Source organism: Vreelandella venusta, from assembly GCF_007989605.1.
GTDB lineage: Bacteria > Pseudomonadota > Gammaproteobacteria > Pseudomonadales > Halomonadaceae > Vreelandella > Vreelandella venusta.
Window position 1 is genome coordinate 34,726 of sequence record NZ_BJUL01000012.1, and the last position, 20,657, is coordinate 55,382.

22 protein-coding genes are annotated in these 20,657 nt (G+C 53.8%); 11 read left to right on the forward strand and 11 right to left on the reverse strand.

Features of this window, described 5'->3' with window-relative positions; translation table 11 throughout:
* Positions 1-234: 234 nt before the first annotated feature.
* Together HVE01_RS13945 and HVE01_RS13950 are read left to right on the forward strand one after the other, a co-directional pair.
* Complete coding sequence (locus HVE01_RS13945) at positions 235-2,421, forward strand: tRNA(Met) cytidine acetyltransferase TmcA domain-containing protein (RefSeq protein ID WP_146944798.1); 2,187 nt, start codon at positions 235-237, stop codon at positions 2,419-2,421.
* A 32-nt stretch (positions 2,422-2,453) separates the two neighbouring features.
* Positions 2,454-3,917: an aminoacyl-histidine dipeptidase gene (locus HVE01_RS13950; RefSeq protein WP_146944800.1), complete on the forward strand. Its 1,464-nt coding sequence runs from the start codon at positions 2,454-2,456 to the stop codon at positions 3,915-3,917.
* A 95-nt stretch (positions 3,918-4,012) separates the two neighbouring features.
* Here HVE01_RS13950 and HVE01_RS13955 read toward each other — a convergent pair whose 3' ends face one another.
* On the reverse strand, positions 4,013-4,489 hold the full coding sequence (locus HVE01_RS13955) for a Dps family protein (RefSeq protein ID WP_009724882.1): 477 nt from the start codon (positions 4,487-4,489) through the stop codon (positions 4,013-4,015).
* 284 nt (positions 4,490-4,773) lie between these two features.
* Positions 4,774-5,904 (reverse strand): glycerate kinase, encoded by a 1,131-nt coding sequence (locus tag HVE01_RS13960; protein ID WP_146944802.1) that lies wholly within the window; start codon positions 5,902-5,904, stop codon positions 4,774-4,776.
* A 134-nt stretch (positions 5,905-6,038) separates the two neighbouring features.
* On the opposite strand from HVE01_RS13960, the gene HVE01_RS13965 reads away from it, so the two are divergent.
* From HVE01_RS13965 to HVE01_RS13980, 4 genes are read left to right on the forward strand one after another with little or no spacing between them, the layout of a single operon-like run.
* Positions 6,039-6,617, forward strand: coding sequence for a hypothetical protein (locus HVE01_RS13965; protein ID WP_146944804.1), 579 nt, complete (start codon positions 6,039-6,041; stop codon positions 6,615-6,617).
* Positions 6,614-6,988, forward strand: coding sequence for a hypothetical protein (locus tag HVE01_RS13970; protein ID WP_146944806.1), 375 nt, complete (start codon positions 6,614-6,616; stop codon positions 6,986-6,988). The genes HVE01_RS13965 and HVE01_RS13970 overlap by 4 nt, the downstream gene beginning before the upstream one ends.
* A gap of 53 nt (positions 6,989-7,041) precedes the next feature.
* On the forward strand, positions 7,042-7,680 hold the full coding sequence (locus tag HVE01_RS13975) for a DUF1007 family protein (protein ID WP_146944855.1): 639 nt from the start codon (positions 7,042-7,044) through the stop codon (positions 7,678-7,680).
* Positions 7,681-7,739: 59 nt separating this feature from the next.
* Positions 7,740-8,750, forward strand: a complete 1,011-nt coding sequence (locus tag HVE01_RS13980; RefSeq protein WP_146944808.1) for a nickel/cobalt transporter — start codon at positions 7,740-7,742, stop codon at positions 8,748-8,750.
* A gap of 1 nt (position 8,751) precedes the next feature.
* Here HVE01_RS13980 and HVE01_RS13985 read toward each other — a convergent pair whose 3' ends face one another.
* Positions 8,752-9,171, reverse strand: a complete 420-nt coding sequence (locus HVE01_RS13985) for an HIT domain-containing protein (protein ID WP_146944810.1) — start codon at positions 9,169-9,171, stop codon at positions 8,752-8,754.
* Between the two features lie 201 nt (positions 9,172-9,372).
* Here HVE01_RS13985 and HVE01_RS13990 point away from each other — a divergent pair, with 201 nt between their 5' ends.
* On the forward strand, positions 9,373-9,504 hold the full coding sequence (locus tag HVE01_RS13990; RefSeq protein ID WP_125751484.1) for an entericidin A/B family lipoprotein: 132 nt from the start codon (positions 9,373-9,375) through the stop codon (positions 9,502-9,504).
* Positions 9,505-9,611: 107 nt separating this feature from the next.
* Positions 9,612-9,980: an I78 family peptidase inhibitor gene (locus tag HVE01_RS13995; RefSeq protein ID WP_146944812.1), complete on the forward strand. Its 369-nt coding sequence runs from the start codon at positions 9,612-9,614 to the stop codon at positions 9,978-9,980.
* Here HVE01_RS13995 and HVE01_RS14000 read toward each other — a convergent pair.
* Entirely contained in the window at positions 9,977-10,582 is a 606-nt protein-coding gene (locus HVE01_RS14000; RefSeq protein ID WP_146944814.1) for a LysE family translocator, read from the reverse strand. The genes HVE01_RS13995 and HVE01_RS14000 overlap by 4 nt on opposite strands.
* A gap of 96 nt (positions 10,583-10,678) precedes the next feature.
* Between HVE01_RS14000 and HVE01_RS14005 the strand changes: the two genes are divergently transcribed.
* Entirely contained in the window at positions 10,679-12,082 is a 1,404-nt protein-coding gene (locus tag HVE01_RS14005; RefSeq protein WP_125751475.1) for an aminotransferase-like domain-containing protein, read from the forward strand.
* Between the two features lie 35 nt (positions 12,083-12,117).
* Here HVE01_RS14005 and HVE01_RS14010 read toward each other — a convergent pair whose 3' ends face one another.
* The 7 genes from HVE01_RS14010 to HVE01_RS14040 all read right to left on the reverse strand — a co-directional run bounded on the left by HVE01_RS14010 (position 12,118) and on the right by HVE01_RS14040 (position 19,336).
* On the reverse strand, positions 12,118-13,122 hold the full coding sequence (locus tag HVE01_RS14010; protein WP_146944816.1) for an ion transporter: 1,005 nt from the start codon (positions 13,120-13,122) through the stop codon (positions 12,118-12,120).
* Between the two features lie 33 nt (positions 13,123-13,155).
* A complete protein-coding gene (locus HVE01_RS14015) occupies positions 13,156-13,680 on the reverse strand; it encodes an acyl-CoA thioesterase (RefSeq protein WP_125751469.1) in 525 nt (174 codons plus the stop codon).
* 118 nt (positions 13,681-13,798) lie between these two features.
* Complete coding sequence (locus HVE01_RS14020; protein ID WP_146944818.1) at positions 13,799-15,109, reverse strand: short-chain fatty acid transporter; 1,311 nt, start codon at positions 15,107-15,109, stop codon at positions 13,799-13,801.
* A gap of 217 nt (positions 15,110-15,326) precedes the next feature.
* Entirely contained in the window at positions 15,327-16,625 is a 1,299-nt protein-coding gene (locus HVE01_RS14025; RefSeq protein WP_125751462.1) for an MATE family efflux transporter, read from the reverse strand.
* A gap of 12 nt (positions 16,626-16,637) precedes the next feature.
* Positions 16,638-16,886, reverse strand: coding sequence for a YfhL family 4Fe-4S dicluster ferredoxin (locus tag HVE01_RS14030; RefSeq protein ID WP_038478199.1), 249 nt, complete (start codon positions 16,884-16,886; stop codon positions 16,638-16,640).
* Positions 16,887-16,958: 72 nt separating this feature from the next.
* Positions 16,959-17,453, reverse strand: a complete 495-nt coding sequence (gene coaD, locus HVE01_RS14035; RefSeq protein ID WP_089039814.1) for a pantetheine-phosphate adenylyltransferase — start codon at positions 17,451-17,453, stop codon at positions 16,959-16,961.
* On the reverse strand, positions 17,450-19,336 hold the full coding sequence (locus HVE01_RS14040) for a beta-ketoacyl synthase (protein WP_146944856.1): 1,887 nt from the start codon (positions 19,334-19,336) through the stop codon (positions 17,450-17,452). Before HVE01_RS14040 ends, coaD begins: the two co-directional genes overlap by 4 nt.
* A 210-nt stretch (positions 19,337-19,546) precedes the next feature.
* On the opposite strand from HVE01_RS14040, the gene trmB reads away from it, so the two are divergent.
* Together trmB and HVE01_RS14050 are read left to right on the forward strand one after the other, a co-directional pair.
* Positions 19,547-20,212, forward strand: coding sequence for a tRNA (guanine(46)-N(7))-methyltransferase TrmB (gene trmB, locus HVE01_RS14045; protein WP_146944820.1), 666 nt, complete (start codon positions 19,547-19,549; stop codon positions 20,210-20,212).
* The gene (locus HVE01_RS14050) at positions 20,209-20,538 is read left to right on the forward strand and encodes a DMT family transporter (protein WP_125751456.1); all 330 of its coding nucleotides are present in this window, start codon (positions 20,209-20,211) and stop codon (positions 20,536-20,538) included. The genes trmB and HVE01_RS14050 overlap by 4 nt, the downstream gene beginning before the upstream one ends.
* Positions 20,539-20,657: the final 119 nt, after the last annotated feature.

The window sequence follows — 20,657 nt, forward strand, 5'->3', positions numbered from 1 at the left end:
CGGCGCTAGGCTGCCTCGCTAAGCTAGCACACTCCCCCCGCTGCAGCGCAATATCAGTAACTCAAGGAATTTAACGTCGTAGCAGAAGTTTTGTTGGGAAATTTAGCTCATTAAAAACAATTATTTGTATATTTTTTAGTAACTTTCTTAACCTTATGGTTAGTTCTAAGAGCGTTGAAAATTACGCGAATCTACAACCAAAGTTGTAAGCAAAACACAAGCTCAGGAGTTGCTATGCGAGCAGGCTGCCGCGTTGACACACCCAACGCTGCCATTAAGCAGGTATCAGCCTTGGTTCATCATGCCATCCGATTGCAGCGCCGCCGTTGGCGGGCGCTCGTATGGCTATATGGGCCGCCTGATAAGGCCCGCCAGCAGGCGCAACGGTTGTGGGAAGCGCAAACGTGGCAAGCACCGCTGTGGGTGGGCGCTGAGCATGAGACGCCAGTGGCGGCGTGTTTACCAGCCGGTAAAGCTCGTACACGGCTAGGTGCGGAGCATCAGCTAATCGTCCTAGATGCTAGTGGTAGCCAAGGGTTAGATCCAGATGCGCTCGGCGCATTAGCAGGTACCGTCAGTGCTGGTGGGTTATTGGTCATTATCACGCCAGACAATTGGGGTGAACAGCCTGATCCTGATTATGCCCGTTTTGCTGATTACCCGTGGCAATGGGATTCGCTGAGTGCCCATTACCTTAAACGGTTAGCGTTTCAACTAACGGGTGAGAGCACTATTGTTCGCTGGAAGGTAAACGGTAGCCTCTCGCTGCCCAGGCTGTCGCTTCGAGACCTGCGTGCGACTCCGTTTGACGATGCAGACTGTTTGACGGCTGACCAGGCTCGTACAGTGAATGCGTTAGTAAAACTAAAGCGTCGCCGGCCATTGGTTATTACGGCGGATCGTGGGCGGGGTAAAAGCGCTGCATTGGGTATTGCTTGTGCTCGACTGCTACAAAAAAGCGTAACGCAACTGGTGGTGACGGCACCTCGGCTGAGTGCCGTGGAAAGCTTGTTTGCGCGCGTAGTAGCGCTATGTCCGCAAGGTCAACGCCTCAGCCCTGCGCGGTTTGAACTGCCGAACGGCAGCTCGCTGTGTTTCCTTGCACCTGATGCGCTTAACGAACAGGTTGATCAGGCAAGACACGGTGGTAGCGGCAGCTATTTACTCGTCGATGAGGCAGCGGCCATTCCTGCGGCAATGTTAGCCCACTGGCTTGCTGCCTTTCCACGTATCGCGTTTGCAACTACCGTGCATGGCTATGAAGGCTCAGGGCGCGGTTTTGCACTACGTTTTCGCGAGGTGCTCAATCGAACCGCTCCTCAATGGCGAGAGTTACCGTTAGATACCCCTGTTCGCTGGTCAGTGGGAGACCCTTTAGAAGCGACTATTCAAACGTTGCTACTGCTCAACGCTCCGTTGCCTGAGGCACACGCCAGTACTCATTGCCCGACGGCCTCTATGCTGTTGACTCAGGCCCAGTTAGCCAAGCAGCGTGAGTTGTTAGCGAAGCTGTTTGGCTTGCTGGTGCAGTCCCACTATCGCACCACGCCTAGTGATTTACGCCAACTGTTAGATGGCCCTGGTACCGCCATTCGTACAATCATTGCAGCACAAGAGCCCCAGGCCGTTTTGGTGACCCGTGAAGAGGGCGGCTTTAATGCCGCACTTGCTGAGCAAGTGGCACGCGGCGAGCGACGCCCTCAAGGCCATCTGCTGGCCCAATCGTTGGCGGCTCACAGTGGTAGCCGTGAGGCGTTAACCTCGCGCTGGCGGCGGGTAGCACGCATTGCTACCCATCCAGAGCGGCGGCGTGAAGGATTAGGGCGCAGGTTGTTAGAAGAGGATATAGCCAACGCTCGTCAGCAGGGTGTCGCGCTTTACGGGGCTACCTTTGGTGCCGAAGCATCGCTGCTGCGTTTTTGGCTGGCGCTCGGGTTTACGCCTGTTCGTTTAGGCATCACCCGAGAAACGGCTACCGGCGAGTACGCCATTATGGTGGCTCGCGCGCTGACCAGCGAAGGGCAGGCCGTGCTAGCATCGCTGCGTGATACCTTTGCGGCCTCGTTGATAACGCTATTGGCCTTTGAGTTAGCGACACTGCCTGCGCCGATCGTCGCGTTACTGCTGCCATCCTTGCCTCGTTTGCCGCTTAGCAACGCTGAGATTCAGGCGGTGGACGATGTGGCGTATGCGCACCGCGACCCTGCCTTGGCAAGGGCGTCGCTTCAGGCGCTGGCCAGAGAGGCTAGCCATTGGTCATTAGCGCAAGAGGCACAAATAGCTCACCAGCAGTTGATCACCTGGGCCTTCCAAAACCAACCGTTAGCAAAGGCGCACGGTGAGTCAGTACGGCTGATTCGTCGCGCGACTCAACAAATTATTGAACAACGCACGCTTTTCCCCAGTAGCCCAGGCGGGTAAAGTAAACTGGTTATCGATAATGAAGAGTTTCCATGAACGCACATCTAGAAGCCCTCGAGCCACGTTTGGTGTGGCAGCACTTTCGCACACTGTGTAATACGCCGCGCCCCTCTGGTCATGAAGCCGCGCTGGTGGCGACGTTGGAGGCCTGGGCCGACGCCCAGGGGCTACCCCACGACCGTGATGAGTTTGGCAACTTGCGCATTTGTAAGCCAGCCACGCCCGGCTGTGAAAGCGAGCCAGGCATCGTGCTGCAGGGCCATCTAGATATGGTGGCGCAAGCTAACGCAGGCCATGACCACGATTTTACCCGCGACCCTATTCAGACGTATGAGAAAGATGGTTGGCTATGCGCTGATGGCACCACACTGGGGGCTGATAATGGCCTTGGTGTCGCCGCTATTCTGGCCGTATTGGAAGACCCAGAGCTTACTCATGGCCCGTTAGAAGCACTGTTTACGCTAGAGGAAGAGACCTCTATGGGGGGCGCGCTCAATCTTGCTGAAAATTGGCTGGCAGGGTCATTGCTGCTCAATTTAGACAGTGAAGATCGCGGCCAAGTTTATATCGGCTGTGCGGGAGGCGCAGACGTAGTAGTAAATGCTCAGCTTCCCAGTACGGCGCTGCAAGATAATGAGCAAGTGATTTCGCTGGCGCTGACGGGGCTAAAAGGCGGCCACTCGGGGGTGGATATTGATAAGCCCCTGGGCAACGCGAATCGCTTGTTGGTCCGTGTACTGTGGACATTGGAATCTTTTGGTGCACGGCTGATTAATTACCATGGCGGCACACTACGTAATGCCATCCCCCGCGAGGCGTTTGCGCAAATTGCCCTGCCTGCTGATGAGCTTGACGCCGCGTTGGCGATGGTGGGAACGCTTGCTGATACGCTAAAAGCTGAATTGGGTAGTGGCGATAGCACTATGGTACTAACGGCTGAGCGCGTGGAACGGACTGATGCTGAGCCGCTAACGCGAGACGCCAGTGCGATGCTGCTGGCTGCGCTGCATGCGGCTCCCTGTGGGGTCGAACGCATGAGTGCTGATGTGCCGGGAGTAGTGGAAACTTCGAACAATTTAGGTGTATTAAGCGTCGAAAACGGACGTTTCCATCTTTGTGCGCTGGTGCGTTCGTTGCATGACAGTGCCACTGACGCCATGGCGGGACGCTTTCAGGCGCTGTTTGGCCTGATGGGCGCTAGAGTAAAAGTGGAAAATGGCTATCCAGGCTGGGCGCCTAATCCACAAAGCCCCTTACTGGCTACCTTTAACTCTCGGCATGCCGCACTAATGGGTCGTGAGCCTGAGGTCAAGGTGATTCATGCAGGCCTTGAATGTGGCATTCTGGGAAGTAAATACCCACAGTTGGACATGATTTCGTTTGGCCCGCTGATTCGTGGTGCGCATTCGCCAGCCGAGCGAGTGGAGATTGCCTCGGTGGCCGAGTTCTGGGTGCTGCTACGCGATTTCATTGAAACCCTGGCGAATTCTCGTTAGGCAAATTGCCATAAAAAAACGACATCCGTATAGGGTGCCGTTTTTGTTAGTGCTTACCTCTACTTACGTTAGCCGTCAGCGAGGTAAGCATCGTATTATTTGCTCAGGTAAGCATTGAGCATCCATACGGTTTTTTCTTGCTCGCGAATATAGTCACCGGCTTGTGCCGCGGTACCTTCATCGTCAGCGTCCGATGCAATTGCCAGCAATTCCCGCTGTAATTCAATCAGTGTTTGATAGCCGGTGAGTACGCCTTTCACGCAGGTTTGACCATCATGAACGTCTTTATCTTCTTCAATACGCGAAATCTTCACATAGTCGCTATACGCATGAATGGGCTTGTGGCCTAACGTCAAAATACGCTCTGCCACTTCATCTACTTTGGTGAGCAAGTCGGTATAAAACTCTTCAAATTTCGCGTGTAGCTCAAAGAAGTCGCTACCTCGCACGTTCCAGTGGTAGCCACGAACGTTCATATAGAAAATCTGATAATTGGCCAGCAGGTGATTAAGTTTCTCGGCAAGTTGGCTGGCGCTGCCTTCGTGTAAGCCAATGCTATTTGTATCACTCATGTAGTGCTCCTCCATGGTTGTCACCGTTCCGAAAACAGTACGGTCATCAAATCGTTTGATTTAGCTTAAGACGCTTAGCGAGCATTGCAAAACAAGTTTTTTGCATCGCGGCAATAGCGTCATAACATTACCTTGGCGGTGAGCTGGCGACGGCTGACTCATCGCTCACGCAACGTATACAGATCTGATCTGCCGCTGCATGTATACCTAGTAAAAGAGGTGTAGGCGCCTAGCGTGTTTTTCAAGGGGGGGAGTACTTTTCACCCCTCGGTCTGCTGACCCGCTTATCGCGCGAGCCAAAGCCTTGCAATACTCTCACAGCGGTCAGCGAGTAGTTCAGCGGTGCGTGGTAAAGCATCCTCAAGTGTCATCGGCCCGTCGGCAAGGGCAAACGCAGCGGTAACACCTTCTTCTAAGCAGGCTTGCCACCCTTCACCCAGGCTACCGGCCAGTACGATGACCGGCTTGCCGTGGTGCTTGGCGGTACGGGCAACGCCAATAGGCGTTTTACCCGAAAGGCTTTGGCCATCTAAGCGACCTTCTCCGGTAATCACTACGTCAATATCAGGAAGCAGGCTGGGTAGCTTGGCCTGCTGCATCATTATCTCAATACCAGGCGTGAGAGTGGCGTTCAGAAAGCTGCGAGCGGCAAATCCCATACCACCCGCAGCTCCTGCGCCAGCCAATTCTTTTTCATCGCGCCCCAGCACCTGGGCGCTTAGCTCAGCAAAGTGGCCGATCGCGCGATCAAGTGTGGCGACATCGTCAGATGATGCGCCTTTTTGCGGGCCAAAGACAGCGCTCGCCCCGCGTGACCCTAGCAGTGGGTTATCTACATCCACGGCGGCTTCAACTGCTAAGCTGTTTAAACGAGGATCCAGCGTGGATAGGTCTAACGTTGCAAGCTGCTGGAGTGCTGCGCCACCAGGGGGAAGCGAATTACCGTGCTCATCTAATAGCTTGGCTCCCAGTGCTTGGAGCATGCCTGCGCCTGCGTCATTGGTGGCGCTGCCACCTAAAAAGAGCAGCGCTTTCGTGGCGCCAGCATTAAGCGCCGCATGAAATAACTCTCCGACGCCGTAAGTGGTGGTATGCAGGGCATTACGTTGGTGGGGGGATAGGTGCTGCAGCCCGCTGGCTTCTGCCAGTTCGATAAACGCGGTACGCTGCTCGCTAAGCCAGCCCCAGGATGCTTGGCGCGGCCGCCCCAAGGCATCTTGTACCGTAAGGTGACGTCGCTCGGCGTGGGTGGCGGCTATAAGCGCATCCAGGCTGCCTTCACCGCCATCAGCCAGCGGGCAAAGGTGGATCGTGGCGGTTGGCGCAGCCCGTTGAATACCGTCTGCCATGGCGCTTGCTGCTTGTTCAGCGCTAAGCGCATCTTTAAAACTATCGGGGCAAAGCAGAACATTCATCGCACAACCTCCCTAACGCGTTGTCATAATTGTTTATCGTGGTTTTTTATCATTTATCTTAATGAATCGCTGCTGGCGAGCTTAGCGCGGCGTTCGATGACACACCAGCCGCATCTGAGATGAGAGGATCACTCATGAAGGCAATACTACCGATTAGCATGACGTGCTTGTTGATACTGACAGGCTGCCAAGCAGTGCCAGAGCGCCTTCCGCAAGCCGAGCCTGCGCCTTCTGCAGCCTGTTATTTTCCCACTGGGGCGTCTGGCCAAACGACACCGCCGTTGGAGGTGTTGACGCAAAGTATTGATGTATTGGAAGCATGGGGGTTTGAGCTTGAAACCACCGACACCGCTTTAGGTCTGGTGACCGCTAGTCGACAGCGAGACTTGATTGGCTACTACGACCCTTATGATAACGACTTTGGGTATGGGCGAAGCATGCGGGTCTTTGGTGGTTTTGGTTTGGGGCGTGGCGGTTCCAGCGTTGGCCTGGGGATTGGTAGTGGGTTTGGAGGTGGTTTCCACCATCAGCCTGTTGAAGTAGAGCGAGTCTCGCTACTGGCACGTGATGGGCATATTCGGCTTTCCCGAGATATTCGCCGCTTTGATCACTTAGGGGATCTGCGTGAATCTTATAGCGCTAGCAATGATGATTTTTGTCGACGTTTCCAAACTGCATTTGAGCAAACGGTAGCTACCCCGAGGACGTTATGAAACCACTACGTAAGCACTTTTTAACGGCCGCCACAGTACTAATGATGACTATGCTGGCAGGCTGTGCCTCCACGCAGCCACTAGAGCCGCGAGAGCTACGTTATAGCGCTTCCTCAGAGCAAACGTTACGCGCAGCCATTGAGTTGATGATCGAGCAAGGCTATGTCGTTCGGCACGCTGATTTAGCGTTAGGGCGAGCAGATGCGACGTTAGCCCGCTGGCCAGAGTATCGCTTGCAACTGCAGATAAGTGACGTTGTTGGCGGTAGCCGTGTCAGCTTGTCGGCATTGCGTGGGAACCAGCCGCTGCCACCGTATGTATTAGATCCCTGGCTAGTTGAGCTGCAGCATAAATTAGGAGAGTTACCGTGATAGGAGTCCCCCCTCCACTCGGTCATTTATTGAATAGATTCCGTCCTTACTGGGTGGTGTTGGCAATAGGCGTTGGTAGCACGCTAAACAGCAGCCCTGTGTTAGCTCATCCCCATGGTTGGATTGATCTCAGTGTGCGGGTGATAACAAACGATGAAGGGGTCGCAACAGGGCTTCATCAAGCATGGCGAATGGACCCTTTTTACAGTTTGGTGGTGTTCGAAGAGTTACAGCAGGTGCAAGGTAGTAGCCTGCAAGAAGGGCTTGACCAACTAGGCAGCGACATCCGCGATAACCTGTCGCGCCAGCACTACTTTACCGAAGTGAGTATCAATGGCGAACCGCAAGCACTGGGTGAGGTGTCTGAATACACGGCGTTAGAGCGTGATGGTCGGTTAACCTTTATGTTTATTCTGCCGTTGGCAACGCCTCAGCCATTAGCCGGGAAAATACTGGAGTATCAGGTCTTTGACCCAACCTACTATATCGAAGTGGTGCACGAAGAAGAGGACGGGGCACCCTCTGAGCAAGCGCTGATTCTCTACGGCAAGCCTGACTGCCGTTTAAGCGTGTTACCTGCTGATCCTGACCCTGAGCTCGTTATGCAAGCCGCGCTGTTAGATGTGGATGAAACGGGGGAGCCAGGATTGGGCCGCTATTTTGCAGAAACAGGGCGGATTGAATGCGACTAGCGGAAAACCTGGAAGGTCGTGTATAAAGTGTTACTTTATAACTTTTGGGTGGAGGGACAATGCCTTTAACGCGGCAACAACTGTTATGGGGAGCGCTTACCGTGTCGGGAGCGCTGCTGTTGGTCTTCATCGTACAGGCTAATTTTCAGGAGGTTAGTCTTCAACTGCTGGCTTGGCAGCGAGATTTACACCGCACCCTAACGCTTGCTATTACCGAACTCTCTCGTGCGCCTTCTACTAACACTTGGCTAACGCTGCTGGGGGTAAGTTTTGCTTATGGCGTTTTCCATGCTGCGGGGCCTGGACATGGCAAAGCGGTATTGGCGACGTATTTAGCGTCTCACGGCGGTGCTACCCGTCGCGCCTTGGGGCTCTCTTTTGCGGCAGCTCTGCTGCAGGGAATAACGGCGATTGCCATGGTGGCAGTGCTCGTACATGGGCTAGGCTGGGTAACCCGCCAGGCGATGGGGAGCGCGGTTTGGGTGGAGCAAGCCAGCTTTATATTGGTGGCGCTGTTAGGTGGCTGGTTATGCTGGCGGGCGATAACCCAATTGCGCCACGCTTACTCAAGCCGCGCTAGTGATGCTGTTGGTCACGGTCACGGCCACGGCCACGGTCACAGTCACAGCCATGATCATTCCCACTGCTGCGGTGGGGCTCATCATATTGAGCCGCAGCAAGCGCTGGATTGGCGCACAGCGCTGATGACCGTTGGTGCGATTGGAATGCGCCCATGCACTGGGGCGGTGCTGATGCTGGGGGCTGCTAGCCTGCTTGGGCAGTTTTACGTCGGTGTCGCTTCGGTGCTTGCCATGTCGCTTGGTACCGGTATTACCGTTTCTGTGCTGGCGCTGGCAAGCATCGTGGCTCGAGGCTGGGCCGCTAAGCGGTTGCAGCAACAGAGCAGCCGACAGGTGGTCGAAAAAGCGGCGGGTTGGGCAGCGCTTGCCGGCGGTGCTCTTATTGTTGCACTAGGCGTATCACTTTTTATGGCTGGCGCCGCCCAACCTGCTAGTGGTCCATTACTTAGTGAGCCACCCTCAAGGCAGGGCTCTTTGCTGGGGAATTAAGTTAAAGCTTTAACCCTTCAATTTGGGCCAGTAACTGTTCGCGGCGACTGCCCTGTAGGGCTAGCTCATAAGGCTCTGGGCTACCATTGCCCCATACCGGCGCTGGCCAGCAGGCATCATCTGTATAACGTATTACTAGATGCATATGCAGCTGGCTGACCACATTGCCTAAAGTGGCAATATTGAGCTTGTCACCGTGAAATATCTCCTTCATCGCTGCGCCTAGCGCTATCGTTTCACGCCATAGCTGGGCTTGCTCATCCTGACTTAGTTCAAACACTTCGCTGACCGAGGCACGCCTGGGCACCAGAACTACCCAAGGGTAGCGTGCGTCGTTCATTAGCAGCGCACGGCACAGAGGAAGGTCGGCGAGTGGCAAGGTATCTGCTTCTAGGCGTGGGTCAAGTTCAAAGGTTTTCAAGTAAGTACTCCTTTACATAATGAAAATCATCATAGCAGTTGATGATTCGCCTTGCCCCTTATCAAAGGCCTGTTAAGGGCTTGGGAAGGCGGAGGCAAAACAGGCGAAATTATTAAAATATGTTACGCTAAAAACACTCCCATACGGCAAGGCTGCCGTCGGAGCATCCCGATGTTGAAGGATTTGTTAAGGAGAACGCAGATGAAAAAACTATTAAGTATTAGCTTTATTCTGTTGATGACGGCGGGCGCTCTAACGGGCTGCAATACCATTGCAGGTGCAGGAAAAGACGTTCAAGAAGGTGGCCAAGCAGTTCAGGATGCGGCGAGTTAATACGCTTTATTTCCCCTGTTTCTTGGCGTGAATGAGCGGGTTAGGCATAGTTGTCTAGCCCGTTTTGCATTCAGGGCAGTTATTTGCCAACACAAGGAAGCACCACAATGAATCATCCATTCCGCTGTGCGAAGAAAAAATTGGCCAGCCTCACGGTATTACTCGCATCGGTATTACCTGTCTCGGTGTTATTGGTGGCATGCGCAGGCTCACCCGATAATGTCTCTGCTCCAGAGCCTCCAGCTGTTGGTCAGCCTTCTGCCGAAATGCGCACCACATGCGATGCTGAGGCGGTTCAGTACGCCATTGGCACGCCTTTTGATGAAGTCAATGTACCCGCGCTACAAAGTGAGAGTGGTGCCAAGCAGGTTAGGGTACTCAGGCCTAACGGCGCTGCCACCATGGATTATCGCGAAGACCGCTTAAATATTCTTCTTGAACTTAATGACACGATTGAAGCGCTGCGCTGCGGCTAGCGTAAAATCAGTACGACACAGGCGGCCGTTAATAGTCCCATAGTGATATTAAATGCCCGCCATGCTTGGTCACTTTTGATCCACTGTCCAATCGCGCTGCCAAACGCTGCCCACAGGGCAATGCACGGCAGCGCGACCAACTCCGCAAAGCCTGCTAACACCAGTGCGTTTACCACCGGTTGGCCATTTTCGGGCAGAAACCCAGCCATCAACGCCAACCCCATTACCCACGCTTTAGGGTTGGCGAATTGAAACATCGCGGCTTGGAAAAAGGTTAGCGGTACCCCGTGTTGAGTTCCGTTGAGATTTGGCGGTGGCGCAGTGGCTATCTTCCAAGCTAAATACAACAAATAGGCGCTACCTACCCAGCGGAGTGTCGTTTGCACCATAGGAAAGCGTTCAAACAAGACGCCTAGCCCCAGCGCGATACCGGAAAACAGCAGAAAACAGCCGCCTAAAATGCCCCACATATGAGGCATGGTTCTGCGAAACCCAAAATTCGCCCCAGAGGCGGTCAGCATAATATTGTTTGGCCCAGGGGTAAGCGTCATTGACATCATATACAGCGCAGCCGGGCCAAGCAGTAGCCATTCGTTATTCATTTTTGTACCCATACAATTCTGTGGTTTAAATTGTTTTTTGATCGCTTTTGTAAGCATAATGGCGGGTAAATCTACGTCAAAGGTTTTATTGTCATCATGACAATTTGGGTGCCTTCACTTGAGTGTTTTTCTGGGCCACGCTATCGCGCGATTGCCCAGTCCATTGGCGCAGCCATCTCGGCCGGCGAACTTTCCCCAGGCGAACGTTTACCACCTCAGCGGCGCTTAGCGGATGCGCTAGGGGTAACCGTAGGCACCGTTACTCGGGGGTATGCTGAGGCAGAGCACCATGGCTGGGTAACCGCGCGAGTAGGCAGTGGAACCTTCGTCAAACAACCTGCACCAAGAACCGTTTTTGATATGGCATGGCGGGCGAGTGACGACAGTGATGATAGTGATATCATCGACTTAAGCTTAAGTTTGCCGCCGCCTCATCCGCTTCGTTTGCAGGCGTTCAGTGCTGCATTAAAGGCAATAAGCGAATCGCCTTCTGCAGTCACGCGAGGAGTTTCCTATCTTGATGCCAGGGGCACCGAAGGTCATCGCGAAAGGTTGGCAGGGTGGCTGGCGCAGTTAGGTATGTCGCTGAATGTGGATGAGCTACTGGTTACTCAGGGGGGACAGCATGGCATTAGTTTAGTGCTGAGTACGTTGCTGCGTCCTGGTGAACTGATTGCAACCGATGCTTTGACCTATCCAGGTGCCATTAGCGCTGCCCAGCAAGCACACCTAAAAATGGTTGGCATTGCTTTTGATGAGTCGGGGATGTGTATGGAAGCGCTGGAGGCCCAGTGCGCCCGCCAGCCACCCAGGTTGATCTATGTGACACCTGATCAGAATAATCCTACCGGGGCATGTCTCAGCGAGGCGCGGCGAGAGCAGTTGGTGGCGCTCGCTAGGCGCTACGATAGTTGGTTGCTGGAAGATGGTGTGCAGTATTTGCCTGCAGAACAGCGTGGCACGCCGCTGTATCAGTTAGCGCCAGAACGAACGCTGTTTGTCTTCAGCACCGCAAAGGTGTTGGCAGGTGGACTGCGTATCGGAGTCTTGCGGGCACCTAATAAGCTGCTTGAACGCCTAGCCGCTGGGTTAAGGGCGCAGAGCTGGATGGTACCGCCACTAATGGTTGATATTGCCTGTTATTGGATCGCTCAGCCCGAGGCAGCATCGCTGCTTGCATGGCAAACCGAGGAGTTGGCCGCGCGACAGCAAATAGTGACAGAGGTGCTTGCTGATTACAGGCTGGGTCGAAGCCACAATGGCAGCAATGTTTGGCTAACGCTGCCGGAAGGGAGTCGTGCCATTGAGCTGTGTGAACGCTTGCAGCTGCAAGGCGTTAAAGTGTCAAATGCGGAGCCTTTTTGTGTGGGAAGTACGCCGGCGCCCCAGGCCATTCGGATTTGTATTGGCGCTGCTGCTGATAGGCAGGCATTAACCCAGGCACTGAACGTTATTAAGCAGTGCCTGGCTCAGCCTCCGTTGGCGACCGTTACCGTATAGCAGGACTATGAATAGCCCTGCGATTGGTAACCAAGCTACTCATAACGGTCTTTCCATCCTTGATGGCGTACCTGCTCTTTGAGCATTTCGAGAATGTCGTAAAGCACTTGTTCGGTGACATGCGCGCTTGTTTCATCCACGGTTAGCCAGCTGTTGAGGCCTGTTTCGGCTGTACGCTCAACCAGTTGGCGAAACTCCGTTGAGTGAATGCCTTGGGCGAGTTCATCCACGAGCCGCTGGGCAACTCCGCTAAGTGACGCCTGCATAGCATTTGAGGCGGTATTTCCCATGGGAAGGCGGTGTAGTTTTTGAATTTCTGGGCTTTCCCGCAGTGTTCGGCTAACTAAGTCGTCAATCGCCGCCATAATAGCGATGCGGTTCTGTTGATAGGCTTGCCCCACCGTTGTTTCTAATCTTTGAGCAATTTCATGAATTAGCTGAGCCTTGCGTGGGAGGATAACGCGATCAATAACCCGCTCTGTAAGCGAATCGCTAGCGACAATTTGCTCTTGCACATTACCTAGTAAGCGCAGTGCAATGCGATCGGAAAGTTCCTCTAACAGGATGTCGTAATACTTGGCAAAAAAACGGTAGCTGGTCCAGCGAGTTACATTAATCAAACGCAGCCGGTGCAGTCGGTGTAAGAGTGATACGACACGCAGCACGCGTAATAAACGAAACCCGCTGAGCGGTATGCAGCCAAGCACGTCGTACCAGTGAACAAACGGGTAGAAAAACCAGCGGTGGTAGCGTCGTTCGGCAATCGCTACCACCCAGCCCAGCAGCACATCCGTTATAAAAATACCCACGAAAAATAAGTCGATGGTAATAAAACGGCGGTGGATCACTGTGTCGTAAAAAGCGTGAAAGCCAGGTGCGAGGCTGGCAAGGGCGTCGTTAATTGGCCCAATCAGAAATAACGAGTCAAACAGTAGTAGGCCAAGGTTGATGATAACCGCGGCGAGAATAAAAAAATCCCAGCCGATATGCGCATACTCAACGGTTTTAGGTAGCTGTGGGTAGCGCTCCCTAACGGGCATGAGGACTCCTTGCTCTGGAGTGTGGGTTAGGCGTTAAGAGTGCTGCTGATGGTGATGTTTATGCGTTAGTAACTCTTCCTGCTCTGCCTGCTTACGCAGTTTTTTGCGTAGTGCGGCTTTTTCGAACCTCAGCTTCTGTAGCGACGTTTCCAATGCTAGCGGCGGTACTAACGCGGGCTTACCGTCTGAATCTACTGCCACCATGGTGAGATAGCAGCTATTGGTGTGACGAATCAGCTTCTCACGAATATCTTCGGCCACCACCTTAACGCCGATCTCCATAGAAGAGCGCCCCACATGATTGACGCTGGCAAGAAAGGTCACCAGCTCGCCGACGTGAATCGGTTGTTTAAACAACACCTGATCGACGGAAAGCGTGACGACATAGTGACCTGAATAACGACTAGCGCAGGCATAGGCAACCTCATCGAGTTTTTTAAGAATAGCACCACCGTGTACTTTGCCACTGAAATTAGCCATGTCGGGTGTCATTAACACCGTCATGGAGAGTTCTCGCTGGCCGGGCAGGGCGCTATGTTCAACTTGGGTGTCAGACATAAATAATAGCCTTTAGAGATTAAAATGCCCGCCCCAGAGGGCGGGCGCTATGCAGGTCTCAAGTGTTGTCAGGCTAGTGTGCTAAAACTAGTGCCCTAACGCTACCGCTACATGAGTGCTAGAGCCATACTAGGCCAACAGAAATGATAATGCCGGTAACCAATAGCTGGATAAGACAGAAGCCCATAATGTCTTTCGCTTTCAGGCCTGCGATAGCCAGAACCGGCAATGCCCAGAAAGGCTGCAATAGGTTTGTCCAGGCATCGCCCCAGGCGACTGCCATGGCAATACGTGGAATATCAGCACCCAGCGCTTCTGCGGCAGGTAGCATAACCGGGGCTTGCACAGCCCACTGGCCACCGCCGGAAGGCACGAACAAGTTTACGATGCCAGCACTTAGGAAAGACCAGAATGGCAGCGTCGTAGCGGTGGCGAAAGAGACTAACCATTCAGACATGCTCTGGGCTAATCCCGATTGCACCATTATGGCCATAATGCCCGCGTAGAAGGGGAACTGGATGACAATGCCAGCGCCGCCTTTTATGGCTTCGTTCAAACTGTTGAGCAGGTTGCGCGGCGTCCGGTGCAGCACAATAGCTAAGAATAGGAACAGGAAATTAACCACGTTTAGGTTCAGGCCGCCGCTGCGGAGTAGAAAGTGGTCGAGCAGGAATAGCAGCCCCGGAACACCCACTAGCAGGGCGAGAGGCATACTGTTTTCGAGCTTTTCGGCTGGACGGGTAATACGACCTTGCTGTTCAGGTTCATCGTTTAGCAGGTTGGGGTCGACATATACGCTGTCTTTTTCGTCCGGCAGCATGAAGCGGTTAACTAACGGGACGGCGATAAACAGGCAAATAACAATCGCAAGGTTAAAGAAAGCAAAAATAGTTGAGCCAGTACCGATAACGCCGATCTGATCAGCGGAGAAGTGGCCTTCAGTGGCAATGGTCAACGGAATTGAACCAGCAAGCCCACCATGCCATACCACGAAGCCTGAGTAAGCACTGGCAACCAGAAGCCGGTAGTCCACTCGCACCAGGCGAGCGAGCTCTTTGGCAAAAAGCGCCCCAACAACCAGGCCAAACCCCCAGTTAATCCAACTAGCCGCGAGTGAAACAAGCGTGACTAAAATGATCGCACCACCAGGACTTTTCGCAGTGCTAGCGATTTTCTGCAGAATGCGTTTGACTGGCGGTGAGCTTGCCAGCATAAAGCCCGTGACGAGTACTAGTAGCATTTGCATTGAGAAGGTGAGTAGCCCCCAAAAACCATCGCCCCACATGCGCAGCACGGCAAGCGGTGTTTGGCGCTCAACGGCGATGGCAGCCACGGAAGCAATCAACGTAAGCAGCAGAACAAAGATATAGGGGTCAGGCAAATAGCGCTCGACCAGCTTAACGGCCGGTTTCGATATGAGTTTTAACATGAGTGCTCTCTTTATTCGTTATTAAGATATGCGTGGCTAATATACGGCGGTACTCCGTATTTTTCATCCATTGTTAGCGGCTTGATTAAGTGCTTGCTCAACGACTGACTCAGAGAATCATTCTTACGATAGGCCGGTTGGCAGTCGCTAAGCGTGGTGGGATTCAACGGTGGGAGGGCACGATGGGTTTAGCGCTGCGAATTTCAGCAATGTGGGCTTAGCCCTGAGGGCGCCAGTAGCGCTGACGGTAGCGGTAGTAGTAGGCGATCAGTACCACTGAGCGAGTGAGCATAAAGAGTGTTAAGGCTAACCACAGGCCATGGTTGCCAAGCCCTTGAGATAGCCACCAAGTCGGTAGGTAAACCGCTAAACCGATAAAAATACTGTTGCGCATTTCGCGCACAGCGGTGGTGCCGATAAAAACGCCATCAAATAAATAGCTCCATACGGCTATTAATGGCATCACAATCATCCAAGGCAGGTAGCTAGCGGCGGTGGCACGCACCTCTGCCAGCCCTGTCAGCATGGCAACTAGATAATTTCCAGCTAATGCGAAGGCAACGGTGGCGACAGTGGCTGTCCAGAACGAGAATTGTGCTGTCGCCCGAACTGTCGCTGCAAACTCACGCCAGTCACGCCGGCCATACGCGCGGCCTACTAGCGATTCCGCCGCGTGGGCGAAGCCATCAAGTGCGTAGCTGGTGAGCATAATAAATTGCAGTAGCACAGCATTAGCGGCTAACACGGTGTCGCCCTGACGTGCCCCTTGAGCGGTAAAAAAGGCCATGGCAAACAGCAGCCCTAAGGTGCGTACAAACAGGTTGGCGTTAACATTAACCAGGGCTGAGTAGGCTGACACTACCAAAAGCCGCTGGCGTTGAAAGCCGCCTTCCAAGTGGCCAAGCTGGCGCAGTACTAAATAGCCGCCAAAAGTCAGCGCACTGTAATCGGCAATCACGCTGGCCAGGGCGACGCCGCCGCTGGTCATCCCTAGTCCTACGACAAACCAAAGATCGAGCACGATATTGACGCTGTTAGTCAGTACTAAAATCATCAGCGTAACGCGGGCGTTTTGTTGACCCAAAAACCAACCGAGAATAGCGTAGTTCGCCAGCACCGCTGGTGCCGACCAGAGGCGTATTTCGGCATACTCACGTGCTAGTGGTGTCGCCGCTTCGCTGCCGTCTAATAGCCACAAACCGAGCGAAATCAGCGGCGAGCCAAAGATAATCAGTAGCGCGCCGATGACGGCCGCCATAATGAGCGACTGGCCCAGCAAGTTGCGCACATCGCTATGCGCTTCGCGGCCGATTGCCTGGGCAACCAACCCCGTGGTGCCCATACGTAGGAAGCCAAACCCCCAATAGAGGAAACTAAACAGTGTCGCACCGAGAGTCACGGCCGCCAGATAGCGAGAATCGGGCAGGTGCCCGACCACTGCGGTATCGACCAGCCCTAGTAAGGGCACTGTTATATTCGAAAGAATAATTGGCCAGGCAAGAGTCCAAATACGCACGTTTCAGTGAGCCTAAGCAGCAGTAATGATGCGGTACTTCTCCATGAGTTTCTCGTGGGTTTCGGGACGCTCTGGGTCGAGAGGGATGCAGTCCACTGGACACACTTGTTGGCACTGTGGCTCGTCAAAGTGACCGACACATTCCGTGCATAAGTTGGGGTCAATAACGTAAATCTCTTCGCCAGGAGAGATGGCGTCATTGGGGCATTCAGGTTCGCAGACGTCGCAGTTAATGCATTCGTCGGTGATCATCAGGGCCATGGGCGTACCTCACGAATGGCTTTTCGCCCAGGTAGCTATATACCTGAGCGTTTTACTCAACAATATCGATCGCTAGATAGTGTAGTGCTTACGCAGTGCCTCTGCGACCTGCGGGTGAACGAGCGGTGAAATATCGCCGCCCAGTTTGGCGATTTCTCGCACGATGGTCGACGAAATATAGGAGTTTTCCACCGCTGGAGTGAGAAATACGCTCTCAAGCTCAGGGTTTTGCGCCCGATTCATATTGGCCAACTGTAGCTCGTATTCGAAATCCGAGACAGCCCGCAGGCCACGTAGAATAATGGTGGCCCCCTGTTCACGCATCATAGTGGTCAGAAGTGTTGAAAAGCCGATGACCTCTACGTTCGGTAGTGAAGCACACACCATTTTGGCCAGCGCGATACGGGTGTCTAACTCAAGGCTAGGCTGCTTGCCGGGGCTCGCCGCGACGGCAATGACGACTTTATCGAACATCCGGGCGCCGCGTTCGATAAGATCAAAGTGGCCGTTGGTGATAGGGTCAAAGGTCCCGGGGTAGACGGCAACATTCACACGTTGATCGTTCATTCGGGGGGCTCCTGCTCGTCAAGCTGGCCAAAAGGATTGTCCGCCGTTAGCGAAACGGCGTGATCATAGCCCGGAATATGAATGCGGTCGGCGTAGATCTCAAGTTCAGGGCCTTCTAGAACGGCTTCACCAAACTGATAACGAGGCGCATAGTGCCCATGGTCAGCGTCGGCTAAATAAGCGGCGGCATTCTCGCGCACAGCTTCTCGGCGTGTTTTCCAGGCGCTAATGGCAGCACTACCGTGGCGCTGAGTGAGCAATCGCTCGGTGACCTGAGGGGAGAGCACAACGCCAGTAGCGTTATTACCACCGAACCCTTTTGCATTAATAAACGCCGCATCGGCGCTAAATGCCACTGGAGTAGTGGAAAAACGCAGCCGCTTAGCGAATACATCGTCTGCGACTGCGTCTAAGGTGGGAATACCTGGCAGTAACCCATGGGCAAAACTGCCCAAAGCGCTTACCAATTGATCGCCTGCTGCAGACCCTTGAGAGTGACCGATAAACGCTTTAATGGCGACCACTGGCCAGTTCTCAATGCCATTTGCTCGGGCAATCTCATCAAAAACATGGGATTCGGTAGTGCGATTTTTGGGAGTACTGGTGCCATGGGCATGCAGGAAAGTGCGCTCTTTTAGCGCTTTCTCACCAAGCATATCTTTTACCAAAGCGGCTGCCTTGCCCAGGGTAATGTAGTTGCCAATACCGGGTGCAGAGATAGAGCGTTTAAAGCCATCGGCATTGACGAACACATCGGGCACTGAACCTAGAATATCCGCCCCTAGCTCAAGCGCTAACGCATCGTCCATTAACAGGACGAACTGACTTGCTTCCGCCATGGTGAAGCCACAGTTACGTGCAAATGGGCGACAAGCGCGTTGGTAATCAGCGTCGGTAAGTAGCGCTAAAGAATCCAGTGCCTTCAGGCTGGCATCATCGGCCAGTGCGCCCATGGCGCGGAAGCCTTCGATGATTTCGGGGGTAATCGGCGCATCTGCGGTGCCTACCATAACGACCCGGCAGCGCCCTGTACGAATATCATCAATCCCCAGGCGCAGGTTGTATAAAAAGCTTGCGCAGGCGCCTAAGGTTGCCCCCGTGCTTCCCACGCTGCCTAATACGTAAGCATTGAGGAAGTCAGCGGGCATTTGCCCGTAACCCAGCGGCATCTGCTTAGAGGTGGCGCGTTGGCCACTCACCAAGCTCTTTAGTAAGCCGCCCCAGCCTTGGTCATCTAATTGGCCAATAGAGTTGCCCGCATATACAGCGATATGGTCAGGGTCAAGCCGCTGGCGAATTGTTTCCCAAGCGAGCCCGCTGGCACCTAGGCAGTCACTGGCACTAAAGACTGCCATCGACAGCCCGCGCGGATGGTGCACGCTACGGTAAAGGCTAGCGGGATCGAAGCCACTCGGCAGTTGGGCGGCTGCGCGCACCTTGGGCTCTAAGGCGTCAGGCAGCAGAGCACTAAAGTTGCCTGCGGGCACAGTGACGGCGACTACTTTCGCGTCGATGTCCTCCACCTGCCATCCTTCAGGCAGCTGTTCGGGCAGCTGGCGGCGGCGCAGTGTAAAACGTACCGGTTCAGACAGGGTCATTTCTGCCCGTCGGTTGGCTGGCAAGCCCGGGGCGAGAAAGCGTGGATCCTCGTTGCGCCGAATCAATGTGTGGTTAAGCACATGATCGCGCAAGGTTTGAGCAGGGGAATCAATGGGCTGGCCGGCGCTATTATGCCAGCCGTTAGCGGAATGCTCGGCAAGGCGCATAAGCGCTGCCAAGCCTTCCAGTGTTTGGCGCTGCTGGTCAGCTGGAAGAGCATCAAGCACGGTGCGGCGGAAGGCCTGGTGGCCCGAGGTTCTGCCGGCGGGATTGATGCCGCCCATGCCGACAATCACCGGTAAGTGTGACAAGCCGGGTTCCTCGTGGTGCGGTGGTTTTTAGTAACAGCTACTGTCAGAGGCATAGCAAAAAAGTGCTGCTCATCTGCGCTTAATAATACTCTTGAACGTGATCATAGCACCGGGCGTGCAACGGCGTCATGCCGCGTGCGCGGTAGACTGATAGAATCACGTTTTTTTTAAGCAGGGAATGGCATGCAGCATACTTCACGACCCGTGGTTTCCAACCAACCTGGCCCGCATCACGATGTGGCGCGCCGGGTAGCACGTGCCTTGGAAAACCCACTGCGAAAGCCAATCGCTGCGCATACGCAACAGGCTTTTGAAGGCGCGCATGCGTGGCTTCAAAAGCAGCAAGCGCCGTTAATTCTCGATGCCGGCTGCGGTGTAGGGCTTTCGACACGCCGTTTGGCAGAACAGTTTCCAGCACACGCAGTGATCGGCGTCGATCGAAGCGAAGATCGGTTAAGCCGAGACCATGGTGAATTGCCTACTAATGCACGGTTGGTGCGGGCTGACCTTGTCGATTTCTGGCGACTAGCTGAACAGGCGGAGTGGGCACCCGAGCGGCATTTTCTGCTTTACCCCAATCCTTATCCAAAAGCTGCGCATTTAAAAATGCGCTGGCATGGGCATCCTGTTTTCCCCACACTGCTAGCCCTTGGAGGGCATTTAGAAGTTCGCTCCAATTGGCAGCTGTATGTTGAAGAGTTTGCTCTGGCAATTGCTCTAGCAACGGGAAAGCAGGCAACGATTGCCGCGTTGGCGCCTAACGGCAGCTATTTAACGCCATTTGAAGCAAAGTATGATCAAAGCGGCCAGCCGCTTTGGCAGTTACAGATCGAATTGGAGCGGGCATGACGTTTGTATATCTAGTGTTGGCGATTGTTGCCGAAGTTATCGCTACAAGCGCCCTCAAGTCTTCGGTGGGGTTCACTCGACCACTTCCAAGCATCATGGTTGTTGTGGGCTACGGTGTGGCATTTTATCTGTTGAGCTTGGTGTTGCGGACATTGCCGGTTGGTATTGCTTATGCCATCTGGGCAGGTCTGGGTATCGTGTTGGTCACGCTGGTTGGCATTGTAGTTTTCGGTGAGAAACCTGATTTACCTGCCGTCATCGGCATTAGTTTAATCGTGGCTGGGGTAGTCATACTTCAAGTCTTTTCAAAAATGAACGTGCATTGAGGAAAGTAAGCGTGACGTGCTCAGATACTAGGTTTTCAAATGCTAGGTTTTCAAATACTAGGTCTTCAAATATTGGGTCTTCAGATATTAAGTGTTCAGAAGTTAGCTATTCTACGGTG

Coding starts and splice junctions, on each gene's coding strand:
- HVE01_RS14005 (WP_125751475.1), top strand. CDS start 10,679: ATGACAATTTGGGTGCCTTCACTTGAGTGTTTTTCTGGGCCACGCTAT.
- HVE01_RS13965 (WP_146944804.1), top strand. CDS start 6,039: ATGAAGGCAATACTACCGATTAGCATGACGTGCTTGTTGATACTGACA.
- HVE01_RS13945 (WP_146944798.1), top strand. CDS start 235: ATGCGAGCAGGCTGCCGCGTTGACACACCCAACGCTGCCATTAAGCAG.
- HVE01_RS13990 (WP_125751484.1), top strand. CDS start 9,373: ATGAAAAAACTATTAAGTATTAGCTTTATTCTGTTGATGACGGCGGGC.
- HVE01_RS13995 (WP_146944812.1), top strand. CDS start 9,612: ATGAATCATCCATTCCGCTGTGCGAAGAAAAAATTGGCCAGCCTCACG.
- HVE01_RS14030 (WP_038478199.1), bottom strand. CDS start 16,886: ATGGCCCTGATGATCACCGACGAATGCATTAACTGCGACGTCTGCGAA.
- HVE01_RS13970 (WP_146944806.1), top strand. CDS start 6,614: ATGAAACCACTACGTAAGCACTTTTTAACGGCCGCCACAGTACTAATG.
- HVE01_RS13960 (WP_146944802.1), bottom strand. CDS start 5,904: ATGAATGTTCTGCTTTGCCCCGATAGTTTTAAAGATGCGCTTAGCGCT.
- HVE01_RS14020 (WP_146944818.1), bottom strand. CDS start 15,109: ATGTTAAAACTCATATCGAAACCGGCCGTTAAGCTGGTCGAGCGCTAT.
- HVE01_RS13980 (WP_146944808.1), top strand. CDS start 7,740: ATGCCTTTAACGCGGCAACAACTGTTATGGGGAGCGCTTACCGTGTCG.
- coaD (WP_089039814.1), bottom strand. CDS start 17,453: ATGAACGATCAACGTGTGAATGTTGCCGTCTACCCCGGGACCTTTGAC.
- HVE01_RS14040 (WP_146944856.1), bottom strand. CDS start 19,336: ATGGGCGGCATCAATCCCGCCGGCAGAACCTCGGGCCACCAGGCCTTC.
- HVE01_RS14010 (WP_146944816.1), bottom strand. CDS start 13,122: ATGCCCGTTAGGGAGCGCTACCCACAGCTACCTAAAACCGTTGAGTAT.
- HVE01_RS13950 (WP_146944800.1), top strand. CDS start 2,454: ATGAACGCACATCTAGAAGCCCTCGAGCCACGTTTGGTGTGGCAGCAC.
- HVE01_RS13955 (WP_009724882.1), bottom strand. CDS start 4,489: ATGAGTGATACAAATAGCATTGGCTTACACGAAGGCAGCGCCAGCCAA.
- HVE01_RS14015 (WP_125751469.1), bottom strand. CDS start 13,680: ATGTCTGACACCCAAGTTGAACATAGCGCCCTGCCCGGCCAGCGAGAA.
- HVE01_RS14050 (WP_125751456.1), top strand. CDS start 20,209: ATGACGTTTGTATATCTAGTGTTGGCGATTGTTGCCGAAGTTATCGCT.
- trmB (WP_146944820.1), top strand. CDS start 19,547: ATGCAGCATACTTCACGACCCGTGGTTTCCAACCAACCTGGCCCGCAT.
- HVE01_RS14000 (WP_146944814.1), bottom strand. CDS start 10,582: ATGAATAACGAATGGCTACTGCTTGGCCCGGCTGCGCTGTATATGATG.